At 35.3% G+C, this 16,015-nt stretch carries 15 protein-coding genes and 1 other RNA gene; 8 read left to right on the top strand and 8 right to left on the bottom strand.

The genetic code is table 11. The features are described 5' to 3' along the window. Window positions 1–65: 65 nt before the first annotated feature. Entirely contained in the window at window positions 66–767 is a 702-nt protein-coding gene (locus B3C16_RS12350) for a hypothetical protein (protein ID WP_291132109.1), read from the top strand. A gap of 3 nt (window positions 768–770) precedes the next feature. On the opposite strand, the gene B3C16_RS12345 is transcribed toward B3C16_RS12350, so the two are convergent. From B3C16_RS12345 to B3C16_RS12335, 3 genes are read right to left on the bottom strand one after another with little or no spacing between them, the layout of a single operon-like run. Continuing rightward, window positions 771–1,487: a hypothetical protein gene (locus tag B3C16_RS12345; protein WP_291132107.1), complete on the bottom strand. Its 717-nt coding sequence runs from the start codon at window positions 1,485–1,487 to the stop codon at window positions 771–773. Window positions 1,488–1,524: 37 nt separating this feature from the next. After that, on the bottom strand, window positions 1,525–4,002 hold the full coding sequence (locus B3C16_RS12340) for a TonB-dependent receptor (protein WP_121314894.1): 2,478 nt from the start codon (window positions 4,000–4,002) through the stop codon (window positions 1,525–1,527). A 9-nt stretch (window positions 4,003–4,011) separates the two neighbouring features. After that, entirely contained in the window at window positions 4,012–5,709 is a 1,698-nt protein-coding gene (locus tag B3C16_RS12335) for a M23 family metallopeptidase (RefSeq protein WP_291132104.1), read from the bottom strand. A 190-nt stretch (window positions 5,710–5,899) separates the two neighbouring features. Between B3C16_RS12335 and B3C16_RS12330 the strand changes: the two genes are divergently transcribed. From B3C16_RS12330 to rny, 4 genes are all read left to right on the top strand, one after another. Further along, entirely contained in the window at window positions 5,900–6,190 is a 291-nt protein-coding gene (locus tag B3C16_RS12330; RefSeq protein ID WP_291132102.1) for a hypothetical protein, read from the top strand. Window positions 6,191–6,193: 3 nt separating this feature from the next. After that, window positions 6,194–6,490 (top strand): cell division protein ZapA, encoded by a 297-nt coding sequence (locus B3C16_RS12325; protein WP_121314897.1) that lies wholly within the window; start codon window positions 6,194–6,196, stop codon window positions 6,488–6,490. A gap of 50 nt (window positions 6,491–6,540) precedes the next feature. Beyond that, window positions 6,541–6,648, top strand: a non-coding RNA gene (gene ssrS / locus B3C16_RS12320) — 6S RNA. Window positions 6,649–6,697: 49 nt separating this feature from the next. Further along, on the top strand, window positions 6,698–8,260 hold the full coding sequence (gene rny, locus B3C16_RS12315; RefSeq protein ID WP_121314898.1) for a ribonuclease Y: 1,563 nt from the start codon (window positions 6,698–6,700) through the stop codon (window positions 8,258–8,260). Between the two features lie 46 nt (window positions 8,261–8,306). On the opposite strand, the gene B3C16_RS12310 is transcribed toward rny, so the two are convergent. The 3 genes from B3C16_RS12310 to B3C16_RS12300 all read right to left on the bottom strand — a co-directional run bounded on the left by B3C16_RS12310 (window position 8,307) and on the right by B3C16_RS12300 (window position 10,281). Next, window positions 8,307–8,699 (bottom strand): response regulator, encoded by a 393-nt coding sequence (locus B3C16_RS12310; RefSeq protein ID WP_291132096.1) that lies wholly within the window; start codon window positions 8,697–8,699, stop codon window positions 8,307–8,309. 64 nt (window positions 8,700–8,763) lie between these two features. Beyond that, window positions 8,764–9,663 (bottom strand): site-specific tyrosine recombinase XerD, encoded by a 900-nt coding sequence (xerD, locus tag B3C16_RS12305; RefSeq protein WP_121314900.1) that lies wholly within the window; start codon window positions 9,661–9,663, stop codon window positions 8,764–8,766. 78 nt (window positions 9,664–9,741) lie between these two features. Further along, window positions 9,742–10,281, bottom strand: a complete 540-nt coding sequence (locus B3C16_RS12300) for a porin family protein (RefSeq protein ID WP_291132093.1) — start codon at window positions 10,279–10,281, stop codon at window positions 9,742–9,744. Between the two features lie 282 nt (window positions 10,282–10,563). Between B3C16_RS12300 and aroQ the strand changes: the two genes are divergently transcribed. The 3 genes from aroQ to B3C16_RS12285 are packed head-to-tail and all read left to right on the top strand — an operon-like array spanning window position 10,564 to window position 13,884. Next, the gene (aroQ, locus tag B3C16_RS12295) at window positions 10,564–10,977 is read left to right on the top strand and encodes a type II 3-dehydroquinate dehydratase (protein ID WP_291132091.1); all 414 of its coding nucleotides are present in this window, start codon (window positions 10,564–10,566) and stop codon (window positions 10,975–10,977) included. Window positions 10,978–10,998: 21 nt separating this feature from the next. Continuing rightward, complete coding sequence (locus B3C16_RS12290; protein ID WP_291132089.1) at window positions 10,999–13,464, top strand: DUF5686 and carboxypeptidase regulatory-like domain-containing protein; 2,466 nt, start codon at window positions 10,999–11,001, stop codon at window positions 13,462–13,464. A gap of 60 nt (window positions 13,465–13,524) precedes the next feature. Next, the gene (locus B3C16_RS12285) at window positions 13,525–13,884 is read left to right on the top strand and encodes a hypothetical protein (protein WP_291132087.1); all 360 of its coding nucleotides are present in this window, start codon (window positions 13,525–13,527) and stop codon (window positions 13,882–13,884) included. Here the strand turns inward: B3C16_RS12285 and B3C16_RS12280 are convergent, their stop codons facing one another. After that, window positions 13,885–14,652, bottom strand: coding sequence for a sulfite exporter TauE/SafE family protein (locus tag B3C16_RS12280; protein ID WP_291132085.1), 768 nt, complete (start codon window positions 14,650–14,652; stop codon window positions 13,885–13,887). 52 nt (window positions 14,653–14,704) lie between these two features. Then, window positions 14,705–16,015: a UDP-N-acetylglucosamine 1-carboxyvinyltransferase gene (gene murA / locus B3C16_RS12275; RefSeq protein ID WP_121314907.1), complete on the bottom strand. Its 1,311-nt coding sequence runs from the start codon at window positions 16,013–16,015 to the stop codon at window positions 14,705–14,707.

Below are 16,015 nucleotides of genomic sequence, written 5' to 3'. Positions count from 1 at the left end.
AGTTTAAGGTATTATATTTGGTCTTTATTGACTGTAATTCGTAATTCGTAATTCATAATTCCAAAATGTATGTAAACAATCCAAATATCAAACTGCCTGAAGATCCAAATACGGTAGTTTGGAAATATTTGGACTTGTCGAAATTTCTCGACTTATTGCTTTCCGGACAATTGTTCATGTCTCGCTCGGACAAATTTGAAGACCAATACGAAGGTACTTTTAGCGAACCAACATTTGAAGAAATCAAAAAACTTTCCGAAAACAATCCTGAATTCCTAGCGTATTACAAATCACACCGCGAAAAAGTGGTGGTTAGCAGTTGGCACATCAACGAATACGAATCGTTTGCCATGTGGCAGATTTTTACCCAAAATAGTGAAGGTTTAGCCATTCAATCTACGATTGGTCGTTTGCAAAAAGCTTTGGAAGCCGAAAAAGATTTCAAACAATACATTGGCGAAGTCAATTATATCGATTACAAAAAGGAATATATTCCGTTTGACGATATGTTTTTTCCGTTCCTGTTTAAGCGAAAAAGTTTTCAATACGAAGGCGAAGTCAGAATCATTGCCGATTTATCCGACAAGGACATTAAAATCAATGACGGTTTAAAAATTGATGTCGATATCAATCAAATGATTGAAAAAATCTATATTCATCCCAAATCGGAAAATTGGTATAAAAAGTTGGTGATTGAATTGGTCTCCAAATTAGGGTTTGATTTTGAGATTGAAAAATCCGATTTAGAGAGCGATATTTTAATCTAAAAATTAAGGTAATGGATTAATCTCTATGGCTTTCCATTCTTTATCCAAAAGATTAACATAATAATAATGAAGTGTGTCTTCTTTGTCGAAGGCACCGTTTTTATTAGTGTCTTCAATAGCTCTGAAGTACAACCTGTTTCTGGATTCAATTATATTCCAATCAATTAATTCCTGAAAATCAGTAGAGATTTTAGTAAAGTTTTTCCCTGAAATATCACTCAAGTAAAGTGATTTGATGTCACTATTGTTGACTTTATTGTCTTTATTGGTATCTAAATCCGCCAAGGTAAAAACCATCAGTTGCTTTTTGGCTTTGTCGGCTATGCCTTTTAAATAAGTAGCCGTTTCTATCAACACATTTTTTTCGGTCAAGGCATAAATCGTGTCTTGCCCTATTTCTTGAAACTTCAAATTCTGCAAATAACCGGTAATTTGGTATTCGCCATAATTAGAAACCGTATAACCCGTATTAGAATCATAAGAAGATTTTATGCCTTTTTTGTCACTAGAAATCGTTCCGATTGGAAAAATCAAGTAATTGGTTCCATCCATATTGATAGGTAAATCGGCAATTTCAATTTGACTGGTATCTTCAGGAACTTCGGTTTTAACTTTTGAAGGATCTTGATAAATCACTTTGGGTTTTGGCGCTTCTTCTTTTTTGCAACTTACCAAAGTCAGCACTAAAATCAAGGAAATATAGAAAGGATAATTTTTCATCTCAAAATAATTTGTAATCAAAAATAGTGAATTATTTCTACAATTTTGCGGTCAGCTTTATATTGAAAACTCGCGTAGTCATATAATTTGGAATTCCGTATTGATTTTTGGTATAAACATCGCGAACCCAAGTATTGGTAATGGCATTTTGATTGTTGAACAAGTTGAAAATTTCAAAACCAAAGGACAAGTCCTCGAATTTTTTCAGCCAATGACCATCCGGTCTTTCATTGTTTCTTTCGGTTAAAACATAAGAGAAACCAACATCGGCACGACGGTAATCACGCAAACGGGTTTGGTAAGTATAAGCATCTGCATAAGATGGAGAACCGCCCGGCAAACCGGTGTTGTAAACCAAATTCAGATACAATTTCATATTAGGTAAATTCGGCATATAATCTTGGAATAAGATTCCAACTTTCAATCTTTGATCTGTAGGACGCGCTATAAAGCCTCTGCCATTTTGGTTTTCTTCCGTTTTCATATAACCTAAACTCAACCAAGATTCTGTTCCGGGAACGAATTCTCCGTTTAATCTCATATCTAAACCATAAGCATACGCTTCCGCATCATTATTGGCGCGGTAACGGATCCTAACATTTTCCAAAGTATAAGTATTTACGTCCGTCATAGTTTTGTAATAGGCTTCGGTAACCAATTTAAAAGGACGTTTTGCCATTTTGAAATTATAGTCATTACTCAACACGAAATGAATCGATTGCTGTGCTTTTACATTTGGATTTACATTGCCATCCATATCTCTCAACTCGCGATAAAATGGCGGTTGGTGATACAAACCGGCAGCAAAACGGAATATCATGTCTTTGTCCCAATCCGGTTTAAGGGCAAATTGTGCTCTCGGACTGAAAACGGTTTGGCTTTTCGCATTTGAAATACCATCACCTGATACTGTCCAATTGTGAAAACGCGCACCGGCTGTAATCCATAGTTGACTGTTACCCATTTCAGTTTTAGTATTCCATTGGGCAAACCCTGAAAATCTGTCTATGTCGATGAAATTAGTTGCTCTAACGTTTTGATATGGTACTAAAGGTCCAACATAAGGATTATAAGGTTGGTCATTTGGGAAATCAAAATCGGGCGGATTTAAAGAAAAACCGGCTGAGTCAATTACTTCCCATTCTACGATTCTGTCGCGAATATTTTCACGAGTGTATTTAAAACCCCAATCGATTTGGTGCTTTTTGTTATTTACGAAATGGGTTCCTTTGACTTCTGCGTTAATAATTAAGGCATCTAAATCGTTACGAGCATGATTTAATTGCGTTCCGACACCTTGACTGTACGTCACTTCGCCTACAGTTTCTGAACCGATATTGGTATCGACTTCTCCTAAAAAATAAGCTGCAAAAATGTCGAAATACTCTTGTTCCTGTGTATGATAAACCGAACCAATTAATCTGAAATTATTGTTTTCGTCTTTAACAAAAGTGGTTTTTAGTGCACCAAAAAGCGTTTGGTATTTGTCTTTTTCTTGACCATCATAAAATATTTGCAACGCAATCGGTTCATCTATGGTTCCAAAATTGGTTTGACGCGTCAACGGTTGGTAATTGTATTTGTTCTGCGATGCATTTCCTAAAAAACTGAATTGCCATCTTTTATTTGGACTAAAATTAACGTTGGTTTGTACGTCCATAAAAGTTGGTCGGAAATTGGTTTGCGTTTCCTGACTGTTTACAAAAAGTGAGTTGTCGCGGTAACGAATTCCGGTTATGGCTGACCATTTTTTATTTTTCGAAATACCTTCTCCGGTTACACTTCCGCCTAACAAGCTGGCTTCGGCTGTCAGGCTATATTTTGTTGGTTTACGGTAAGTAATATCTAAAACAGAAGACATTTTATCGCCATATTTCGCTTGAAAGCCACCGGCAGAAAAATCGACGTTTTGCACCATATCGGTATTGGTAAAACTCAATCCTTCTTGTTGACCGGATCGAACTAAAAACGGACGATAGACTTCTATTTCGTTGACATAAACTAAGTTTTCATCGTAATTTCCACCACGGACGTTGTAACCCGAACTTAATTCGTTGTTAGCATTTACGCCTGCAAAAGTTTTCAAAACGCTTTCTACTCCGGGCATGGCGCTAGGATTTTTACGAATAGTTTCCGGTTCGATTGAGGTAATTCCTTGAACTCGTCTTTTACTACTGGTAATTACCACATCATTTAGTTGCTCGGCTTTTTCACTCATTACTACATGGTATTCTAAGTTTTCGGCAGGTTTTAATTGAAAAGTTGCTGTTATACTTTTTAACGATGTATGTGTAAACACCAAGACCACTTTTTGATTGGCCGGAACAGATATTTCATAGAAACCGTTTGCATCGGTAGTCGCTGATCTGGTTTGGTAACTTACGTTAACATTTTCAACTGGTCTGTTATTTTCATCGAGTACGACTCCGGCGACTTTAGCCGTTTGATTTTGGGCAAAAGTGATGCAACTGAACGCTAAAAAAAGGAGCGTAAAAAGGAATTGATTTGTTCTCAAAGGATATAATTAAGGTTTTTGACTTCTAAAAAAATGTGTTTCAAAGATAGTAGAATTTCCAACATTATCCTTAACGACGACTTTTAAATCGTTTTTCCCTTCGGCTACTATACCATCTGAAAAGCGATGAATCAGTTTTTTAGTTTTGGGTTCATATTCCAATAAAATCCATTTGTCGTTGAGCGTGCCTTCGTAGCTTTTGATGCCTGACAAATCATCGGAAATCGTGAATATCAATTCGTTTTGTTGGCTAATCCATTTACCACCGATTTTCTTATCAATTTTGATTTTTGGCGGCATACTGTCTTTGAATAATTTGTAATCTCCCAAATATTTGGAATAAACAGTAAACGAATTTTTGTAGCGTTTAGTATGGTAATAGTAGATTTTTTTACCATCAATGGAACCGATAAACATTTTTTGTCTTTCGTTTTCGGCAGTAATACTGTCTTCAAAAGTTATCGTCATATTGGCGAAAGCCGGTTCCAAATCATCATGCAAATGCAACAATCCGTTTTTGACTTCAAAATCCATGTAGAAATCTTTTAGAAAAGCATTCGCCGGAATAGAAACAGTGACATTTTCTAATGAAAAGACATTTTCTTTATTGGTTTTGACTAAATATTTGGATGTAATTGACTCTTCGTAGACTTTAGAAGGTAATGGTGAATAGTCAATCGGGATAAAAACTCTAGTCACATTTTCGCTAAAATCGGCTATTTCAATTTTATAGTTTTGAGTTACATTGGAAGTAACTGAAATGATTCCTCCATTGGTTCCGGATTGGATTATGCTCAGTGGATATGCATTTTCAGCAAACAGTTTCTGAACGCGTTGTCCTAACTTTTTATAGCGGCCATAATCAATTAGCGCATTGACATAACGCGTTTCATCGAAAGCAAAAGTGTCAAACTTGTAACTAAAATTGGTTTTGCCGTTCAGAAAAGTTTGTACTCTAAAAATTCCATTTGCATTCCAGGAAACATCATCATAGTCAAAAGTGGTAATTCCGAAACCGATTTTCCCTGTCGCCAACACTTTTTCGGCGATATAACTTCCGTCTGCTTGTTGTGAAATACTGACCGCAATTGGTCTTTTTGATTGATTGACTATCGAATTATTATCTAAAGGATAAACAAACAAGCTGTTAAGAATTGGTCTTTTCGAATCGGTTATTGCCGAATCGAAGCCGAAATACATCGGATTGATAATTTTCTCGGATTGGGTGTCGCGAATTTCAAAATGCAAATGCGGACCATCAGAACCGCCTGTATTTCCGGAAATTGCGATAACATCATCTTTTTTGACTAATAAATCCGTGGAAGAAAATGTTAAATCAATTTCATACGATTTCGCTTTATACTGTTCGCTTTTAATTAACTTTTCAACTTCACCGTATCCCGATTGTAAATGTCCATAAACAGAGGTATAACCATTAGAATGGGTAATGTAAATGGCTTTCCCATAACCATTTTCGGCTATTTTAATTCGGGAAATATAACCATCAGCTACGGCATAAACATTGAATCCTTCTTTTTTTTGGGTTTTAAAATCGAAACCTGAGTGAAAATGATTGGGTCTTAATTCGCCAAAGTTGCCCGAAAGCTGCAAAGGAATATCCAAAGGAGAACGAAAATAGTCCTTTGGATACTGATTTTGGCTTAAAACCAAAGTTGAATAACAACACAAAAACAAGATATATTTCATCCAAAAGTTGTTTTAGCTAAGATACAAAAAAGTGAGTTAAAATTTACAATCGTGATTTTTAATTTATAACTCGTTAAAAAACAAAATATTATAATTTCATTTAAAAACAAGGAATAAATAATTGTCAAAAATATTGTGCAAACAAAATAGAATCCTAACTTTGTAAAGTAAGTAATGAATAAAGTAATTTATGAGTGAAATTGCAGAAATAATTGATTCTGTTGAAAATAGGATTGAAAAACTTTTTATGAAAATAGACAGTTTGGAGAAAAATTCTATGGCATTAAGAACAGAATTGCAAGAAGCTGCAAAATTGATTCAAAAGAAAACTGACGAAATCACAGCATTGAAATCAGAATGTGAATCCCTCAAAATGGCCAATTCATTATTAGGCGGTGAAGAAAATAAAAGAGATACAAAGCTTAAAATAAATTCATTAATCAGAGAGATCGATTACTGTATAGCGCAGTTATCAGACTAAAATATGGAGGATAAGCTTAAAATAAAGTTATCAATAGCCGACAGAGTTTACCCGTTAACGGTAGATCTTTCGCAAGAAGAAGGTCTGAGAAGTGCTTCTAAAAAAATTGATGCAATGATTAAGCAATTCGAAGAAAACTATGCCGTTCGCGACAAACAAGATGTATTGGCCATGTGCGCTTTACAATTTGCCTCGCAAGTAGAACAAAAGCAAGTGGACAATTCCATTGATGGTACAGAAACTCTGGACAGATTAAAAAAAATTAATGATTTATTGTTCGACTATCTCGATAAAAAATAACGTTCTTAACATAGATTACAATACCGCCTACATTAGATTTTAATTGGTAAACTCAACACTAACAATTTAGAATGAGCAAATCATCGTTACTAAAGCACGCCACTTTTATCGTGGATCCTTGACCAACGAGTTAGCTCAAAACTTGTCCTTACGAGTTTATGCATTCACCTAATGTAGGCTTTTTTTATATATAAACACAATCAAAACATGGAAATTACATTAACTATAATTGCGTTAATCGTTGGCGTTGCCGGAGGTTTTGGAATTGCAAAATTCCTAGAAAAAAGCAACGTCTCTAATATGATTAAAAACGCTAAAAAAGAGGCTACCTCTATCTTAAGAGATGCTAACGTTGAGGCTGAAAACATTAAGAAAGACAAACTACTTCAAGCCAAAGAGAAGTTTTTAGAATTAAAATCAGAGCATGAAAAAGAGATTTTAAACAAAGACAAAAAAATAGCCGAAGTAGAGAAGAGAACACGCGATAAAGAATCTCAAGTATCGAGCGAATTGGCCAAAGCCAAAAAAGTCAATGACGATTACGAAGCCAAAACAAATGAATACAATAGTAAAATAGAGCTGTTAGACAAGAAACAACAAGAGCTTGAAAAACTACACAAAAGTCAGGTAGAGCAATTGGAAGTGATTTCAGGTCTGTCTGCTGAAGATGCTCGTGAGCAATTGGTAGAAAGCTTGAAAGCGGAAGCCAAAACCAAAGCGATGTCGCATATCCAAGACACCATTGAAGAAGCTAAATTAACAGCGCAACAAGAAGCTAAAAAAGTTATCATCAATACCATTCAACGTGTTGGAACGGAAGAAGCAGTAGAAAACTGTGTATCTGTTTTCAATATCGAATCAGATGACGTTAAAGGAAGAATCATTGGTCGTGAAGGAAGAAACATCCGTGCTTTAGAGGCCGCTACCGGTGTTGAAATTATTGTTGACGATACTCCGGAAGCAATTATCTTATCGTGTTTTGATCCGGTGAGAAGAGAAATTGCTCGTTTGTCATTACACAAATTGGTAACTGACGGCAGAATTCACCCGGCGAGAATTGAAGAAGTAGTGGCCAAAACGACGAAACAAATCGACGATGAAATCATTGAAGTTGGTAAACGTACAGTTATTGATCTAGGAATTCACGGTTTACATCCTGAATTGATTAAAGTAGTTGGTAGAATGAAATACCGTTCCTCATACGGACAAAACTTATTACAACACTCGCGTGAAGTTTCCAAGCTTTGCGGAATCATGGCCGCTGAATTAGGATTGAATGTAAAATTAGCAAAACGCGCCGGTTTACTACACGATATTGGTAAAGTACCAGATACAGAAAGTGATTTACCACATGCCTTATTAGGAATGCAATGGGCTGAGAAATATGGCGAAAAAGAAGAAGTTTGCAACGCGATTGGAGCGCACCATGACGAGATTGAAATGAAATATTTGATTTCTCCGATTATTCAGGTGTGTGATGCAATTTCAGGCGCAAGACCAGGCGCAAGACGTCAAGTACTTGATTCTTATATCCAAAGACTAAAAGACTTGGAAAACATTGCCTTTGGCTTTACCGGCGTTAAGAATGCTTACGCAATTCAGGCCGGTCGCGAACTACGTGTGATTGTAGAAAGTGAAAAAGTAAGTGACGATATGGCTTCTAACCTATCATTTGAAATTTCACAAAAGATTCAAACGGAGATGACTTATCCGGGGCAAGTAAAAATCACTGTAATCAGAGAAACAAGAGCGGTGAATATCGCTAAATAATTAAAAGTACTGCATAAAAAAGGCGACCTATTGGTCGCCTTTTTTATTAGGTAAATATCTTTTTAATCACATCGCCAGTCATCGGCTTCACATAATATTCCGCAATTAAACTCTTAAATTGTTCGAGTTTATCAGAATTGAAATAATCTTCAGAAGAACTTACAACATAAATGGTGATTTCTTTTAAGACATTTTTTCTTATTTCACTAAATTCCTCCAAAAATTGCCAACCATCGAGAACAGGCATATTAATATCCAATAAGATTAAATCAGGAAGGTTTTCGGTTTCATTAAGTTTGGCTTTTAAATCGCTCAAGGCATCTAGTCCATTCTCAAAAAAACATGGATTGACCTGAATATTATTTTTTTCGAGCAACTTCTTGATAATAAAGTGGTGCATCTTATCATCATCCACAACAAATAGGTTGTTGAACTTCATTTTAAAAACAGATTTGGGGATTATTGTCTTAGACTTTGCAATATTAAACAAAAAAACCGATAAACTACGCTTTTCTCGGATGAAATGTATTGATGATTTGTGTTAAATGTCTCCTATCCAAGTGAACATAGATTTCAGTCGTCGTAATTGACTCATGACCAAGCATCATTTGAATCGAACGTAAATCAGCACCATTCTCAAGTAAATGGGTAGCAAAAGAATGCCTTAAAGTATGTGGACTTATATTTTTAACTAAATTGATTTTAACAGCTAAAGTTTTTATAATAGTAAAAACCATAGCTCTCGTAAGTTGTTTGCCTCTTCGATTTAAAAACAAAGTATCTTCAAAACCTTTAGCAACAACCATATGATTTCTAATTGATTGCTTATAGAGTCCGATAAACTTTTGGGTAGATTGGGCTATCGGAACAAATCGCTGTTTGTTGCCTTTACCTGTAATTTTAATAAAGCCTTCTTCAAAAAACAAGTCAGATATCTTCAAAGTAATTATTTCGGAAACACGCAAGCCACATCCATATAAAGTTTCGAGCATCGCTCTGTTGCGTTCACCTTCGGGTGTGGCCAAATCTATGGCGCCAATTAAATTATCAATGTCTTCCACTGATAAGGTATCCGGCAATTTTCTGCCTATTCTTGGGGCTTCAATCAATTCCATCGGATTGTCAGAACGAAAATCTTCAAAAATTAAATACGTAAAAAAGCTCTTTAATCCTGAAATTATTCGGGCTTGCGAACGCGCGTTGACTTCTTTAGAGATTTCATAAATAAACTGTTGAATGGTTTCTTCCTTAATTTTTTCGGGAGAAACATTGATATTAGCAGCACTTAAAAAAGCGCACAATCTTTCCAAATCAAAAGTATAATTAGCCACTGTATTTTTTGACAAGCCTCTTTCAATTTTTAAATAAGATTGAAAACTCTTGATATAGCTGTTCCAGTTCATATTACAAATAAACGAAATGTATGGATATAAAAAAACCTCTCATAACGAGAGGTTTTAAAATATAATCTTTAAAACTGATTAGAATCTGTATCCTAAACCAACATTAAATGAATTTGTAGAAATTTTAGCATCACCTCCAGTATCGTTCAAATCTGCTAAACCTAAGTTATATCTAGCATCAAAGAATAATCCTGACTCCAATTCATAACCGGCACCGATTCCTAAACCATAATCAAATGATTTCAATGAATCTTTGATAGCATCTCCTCCTGCAACAAAACCAAATTGAGGTCCAGCTTGAAGATTTAAACCTTCCATTATGTAATACTTAGCCATAACCGGTATTCTAACGAAATTTAATCCAGTCTCTGGGTTATCAGCACCCTCCATAGAGTATAATAACTCTGGTTGAACGTGGAATTTCTCAGAAATAGTAAAATCTACTAAACCACCTAAGTAGAAGTTTGAAGCAGCATCAGTATCTGCATCTCCACCAAAGTTAGTGTTGGCATAACCAGCTTTAACACCAAATCTCATGTCGCTTGAACCACCTTTGTCTTGTGCATTAGCAAACCCAAAAGCGCATATTGCAGCAACAGTTAAAATAATTTTTTTCATGTTTATTAATTTTAAAATTAGTGAGACTAAATTATTCTTAATCCTTTTTAAGCAGCCAAAGACCTCTTTATAGTTATTAACATTTTTGTTAACAATTTTCACAAGCTACACTATTGATTTACAAGGAAATGTTGCCATCTCATAAAGATTTTAAAAAAAAGAGCACTAATAGGAAAATACAAAAAACCACTTTCAATGCTTGCACCTCAACATAAAATCATCAAAAAACATTAATTTTCACTGTTAAAGATTCTTTATACATTTACAAAAAGATCAAATTGTATGAAAATTATAATAATAAATGGACCAAACCTCAACCTATTAGGAAAACGCGAACCGGAAATATATGGTAACAAGACCTTCGAAAACTATTTTGAAGAATTGAAAAGTAAATACACTATAATCGATTTGGACTATTTTCAAAGTAATATTGAAGGCGAACTAATTGATAAAATTCAGGATACAGGTTTTACCTATGACGGCATTATTCTCAATGCGGCAGCTTACACACATACATCGGTTGGTATAGGCGATGCTGTTAAAGCTATCATAACACCGGTAATTGAAGTACACATTTCTAATACATTTGCTCGAGAAACTTTTCGCCATCAATCTTTTATTTCTCCAAATGCTAAAGGAATTATCATTGGTTTCGGGTTAAAAAGTTACGAATTGGCTTTGCAATCATTCTTATAAACTCTAAAATTTATCTTTAACATGCCTAAAAAACTACTTTCTGCCGTATTCTTATTTATTTCTACAATCGCTTTGTCACAAGTCAAAGGAAAAGTCACCGACGAAAAAGGAAATCCATTGCCTTTTGTAAACATCTTCGAGGAAAACACCTATAACGGAACCACCAGTAACGACCAAGGGCAATTTGAATTAAATCTGAAAACGCCAGGAAAACAACACACTATTATTTTTCAGTATTTAGGTTTTAAGACCAACAAGCAAACAATTACTATTGATAAAACACCTGTCGTTTTAGAGATTGTAATGGTTGAAGAAAATTTCATTTTAAATGAAGTAGTCATCAATCCAAAAGACAATCCGGCAAATGAAATCATTAGGAATGCCATCAAAAACAAAAAAGAAAACTCTGCTAAAACAGCAAGATATACTGCCGATTTTTATTCGAGAGGTATTTTTAGAGTTAAAAATTTACCCAAAACAATCTTAGGGCAAAAACTCGATTTCTTTGACGAGGTAATTGACTCTACACGAAGCGGTATTTTATATTTGTCCGAAACCGTTTCCAAAGTTACTTTTCAAAAACCGGATAAAATGAAGGAAGAAATCTTGGCTTCCAAAGTCAGCGGTAATGACAACGGCTTTAGTTTTAACGATGCTTCGTCTGCCAATTTTGATTTTTATGAAAATTATTTAGAATTTGATACTAATGTAGTTTCCCCTATAGCAGATAACGCATTCAACTATTACAAATACCAATTTGAAGGTTCGTTTTTTACAGAAAATCGCCAACAGATTAACAAAATCAAAATCATTCCACGCAGAGAAACTGAACCCGTAATGTCGGGCTACATTTATATAGTCGATGATACTTATGCAATCTATGCAGTTGATGTCAGTTTTACCGGCAAGCAAATTCAAAATCCTGCGTTAAACACTTTGACTTTAAAACAAAATTTCAGCTACAACAGCACTTCAAGAATCTGGGCAAAAAATACACAAACTTTAGATTTTGATGCCGGAATGTTAGGCGTGAACATCTCCGGAAGATTTACTTATGTGTTTTCAAATTTCGCCTTTCCAGAAAAATTTGAAAAGAAAACATTTACAGCAGAAGTTATCCGATTTGAAGAAAATGCCAATAAAAAAGACGATGCTTTTTGGAACACCATTCGTCCCGTGCCTTTAACTTCTGAAGAAACCACCGATTATATTAAGAAAGATGCGCTTCAAGAAAAGAAAAAGTCAAAAGTATATTTAGATTCAATTGATGCCAAAAAAAATAAATTCCGCTTGATGGATGTTTTAAATGGTTACAGCTATTCTAATTCTTATAAAAAATGGTCGATAAATTACAACGGACCATTATTAAACACTTCTTTCAACACCGTTCAAGGCTATAATACCAGTATTGGTTTGTCTTACTTTAAAAGAAACGAAGACAAAAACACTTATTATCAATTTGGTTCGTCTTTGGCGTATGGCTTTTCAGACGAGAGATTTAGACCAACGGCTTATTTTTCGTCAAAACTAAGCAACAAATCAAAATCTTATCTTTCTGTTTTTGGCGGGAATTCGGTCAATCAGTTCAACCGCGAAGAGCCAATTTCAAAGTTGATTAATTCCATAAGTACGTTATTTTTCAAAAACAACTTTATGAAATTGTATGAGAAGAATTATATCGCTGCTAATTTTTCAAGAGAAATGTTCAATGGGTTAAACATGAGTTTAGGTCTTGAATATGCAGAAAGAAAACCGCTCTTCAACACTACAGATTATACTGTAATCAAATCAGAAGATTTATATACTTCGAATAATCCTTTGCTTCCTTTTGACTATACTACATCAGCGATTGACAGACATAATTTGGTTAAACTAAATGTTGGTGCCAGAATAAAATTTGGCCAACAATACATCACACGTCCTGACGGGAAATACAATCTCGGGAACGACAAATACCCAACCGTTTCCCTAAATTATGAAAAAGGATTAGGCGGAAGTGAGAACCTATACAATTATGATAAAATTTCGACCAGAATAACCTATGATTTAACTATGGGCAATAAAGGCGCAATAGCCATCAACACCAAGGCCGGAAAGTTCTTTAATGCAGAAGGAATCTCCTTTGTTGATTATAATCATTTCAACGGAAACCAAACCCATGTGGTATTTGGCAGTTCTTATACCAATCAATTTAACTTTTTACCTTACTATTTAGCCAGTACCAACGACAGCTATTTTGAAACGCATATGGAATACAACGACAAAGGGTTTATCATGAATAAAATTCCGTTGTTGAACAAATTGCAATCAAAATTAGTTTTAGGCTTTAAGAACCTGGCGGTTCCCGATAGAAATCCTTATCAAGAATTCTCTGCCGGTTTAAGCAATTTAGGCTTTGGGAAATTCAGAGTTTTGAGAATCGATTATGTTCGTACCTATCAAAATGGTTATCAAGGCGATGGCGTGATGTTTGGTCTCAATTTTTAAATGAAATGAATAATAAAAAGTGATTTTATTCGTTTTAGAGATAACCATAAAACTAAAACCATGAAAAAAGCTATTTATATTTTTATCCTATTTTTCGTTGTTGCCTTTTTTATTATTTTATCAACGGCGATTGATACTTCCAAAGAAAATTCCATTGAAGTTTCCGGGACCGTAAAATCAGTTTATGAAGGTGGTGTTAAAGATGTGGTTTTTAAATTGGAAAACCACAAAACTACCTACTATATCAATCGCGGTTTTGAAAACGGATTTGAAATGGCTAAAGCCAAAAAAGATTTTGAAGGAAAAAAAATTACACTGTTTTATGCTAAAAGTTGGACACCTTTAGCGCCATTCGGGACCACTTGTAAGCACATTACTCGTCTTACCATAAATGACAGTGTTGTTTTCAGCGAATGGTAATTATTTTATAAAAACATCATATCCAAAACGGATTAACGTCAATACCACTACAAAAAGGAAAAACTTTCTAATAAAGTCGTTTCCTTTTTTTATGGCTAATTTGGCGCCAATCCAACCGCCTAAAGCATTAGAGAAAGCCATCGGAATCGCAAAAGCCCATATGATTTTGCCTTTCAAGACAAACAAACATATCGAACCGAAGTTGGTGGCAAGATTGACCATTTTTGCATTCGCGGAAGCATGAAGAAAATCAAATCCTAAAATCGAAACAAATCCTAACACTAAAAAACTTCCCGTTCCGGGACCAATAAAGCCATCGTAGAAACCAACCAATATGCTGATGATAACCGCGTAAAGCATTTGCCTTTTAACGGTATGTGCTTTCTCTTGGTGTTGTCCGAAGTTTTTCTTTTTAAAAGTATAAATCGCCAATCCGATTAAAACAAAAAACAGCAACGGTTTCATAAAATCACTACTGACCACATTCAACAGCGCCGAACCTAAAAAAGCTGAGCAAAAGGCCAAGACCGCCATAATAGACAGCAGCTTCCAATTCATATCGACTTTCTTCAAATACTGAAAAGCAGCAAAACTAGTACCGCTAAATGCCGGAATCTTAAGTGAACCAATTATACTCGCCACAGATAAATTGGGCATCAATATCATTGCAACCGGAGTTTGAATCAAACCGCCGCCGCCAACAATAGCATCAACAAAACCGGCAAAGAAAGAAGCAATACAAAGCAATACAATGATGTAGGTTTCCATAGGCTCAAAATGAAAAGAGGCACAATTTGCGCCTCTTTATATATCTGTTTTGTTAAACTCTAACGATGTTAGCCCCTAAAGCTCTGAGCCTTTCGTCAATTCTTTCGTAACCGCGATCAATTTGCTCAATATTTTGAATCGTAGAAGTTCCTTTAGCAGAAAGCGCAGCAATCAACAAGGAAATTCCCGCACGAATATCAGGCGAAGACATTGTTGTCGCTTTTAATTGCGATTGAAAATTATGTCCCATGACCACCGCTCTGTGTGGATCACACAACATAATTTTGGCACCCATATCAATCAATTTATCCACGAAGAACAAACGGCTTTCGAACATTTTTTGGTGAATTAAAACATCGCCATTGGCTTGCGTTGCTACCACCAAAACGATACTCAACAAGTCAGGCGTAAATCCCGGCCAAGGCGCATCGGCAATAGTTAAGATAGAACCGTCAATATCAGTTTTAACGGTATAACCTTTGGTATGAGCCGGAATATAAATATCGTCTCCTTTTCTTTCTAAAGTGATTCCCAATTTTCTAAACACACTTGGAATCACACCCAAGTTATCCCAACTTACATTTTTAATGGTAATTTCACTACGCGTCATCGCTGCCAATCCAATCCACGAACCGATTTCAATCATATCCGGAAGGATTCTGTGTTCGCAACCGCCTAATTTTTCAACGCCTTCAATGGTCAATAAGTTAGACCCAACACCGGTGATTTTCGCACCCATGGAGTTCAACATTTTACACAACTGTTGTAAGTAAGGCTCGCAGGCTGCATTATAAATAGTAGTTGTTCCTTCAGCTAAAACAGCTGCCATCACAATATTGGCTGTTCCGGTTACTGATGCTTCGTCCAATAACATGTGAGCGCCTTTCAAACGGGTTTTGGTTTCCACGCCATAGAAATGGTCTTCTCTTTCGTAACGGAATTTGGCTCCTAAATTGATGAATCCTTCAAAGTGCGTATCCAAACGACGACGACCAATTTTATCACCACCCGGTTTTGGAATATAACCACAACCAAATCTGGCTAAAAGTGGCCCAACAATCATAATCGAACCTCTTAAGCTTCCACCTTCTTTCTTAAAGGCTTCCGTTTTTAAATAATCAATATTGACTTCATCTGCTTGAAAAGTGTAATCACCAACACCGTTTTTTTGAATTTTTACGCCCAAATTCCCCAATAAAACGATGAGTTTATTAACGTCAATAATATCCGGAATATTGGTAATTCTAACTTTTTCTGAAGTTAATAATGCCGGACACAAAACTTGCAATGCTTCATTTTTGGCGCCTTGTGGTTGTACATCTCCTTTCAGTGAAATGCCACCTTCAATTTTAAAAGTTCCCAT

The sequence above is a fragment of the Flavobacterium sp. UBA7682 genome (assembly GCF_002482945.1).
Lineage (GTDB): Bacteria > Bacteroidota > Bacteroidia > Flavobacteriales > Flavobacteriaceae > Flavobacterium.
This window is presented reverse-complemented; position numbering and strand designations above follow the sequence as displayed.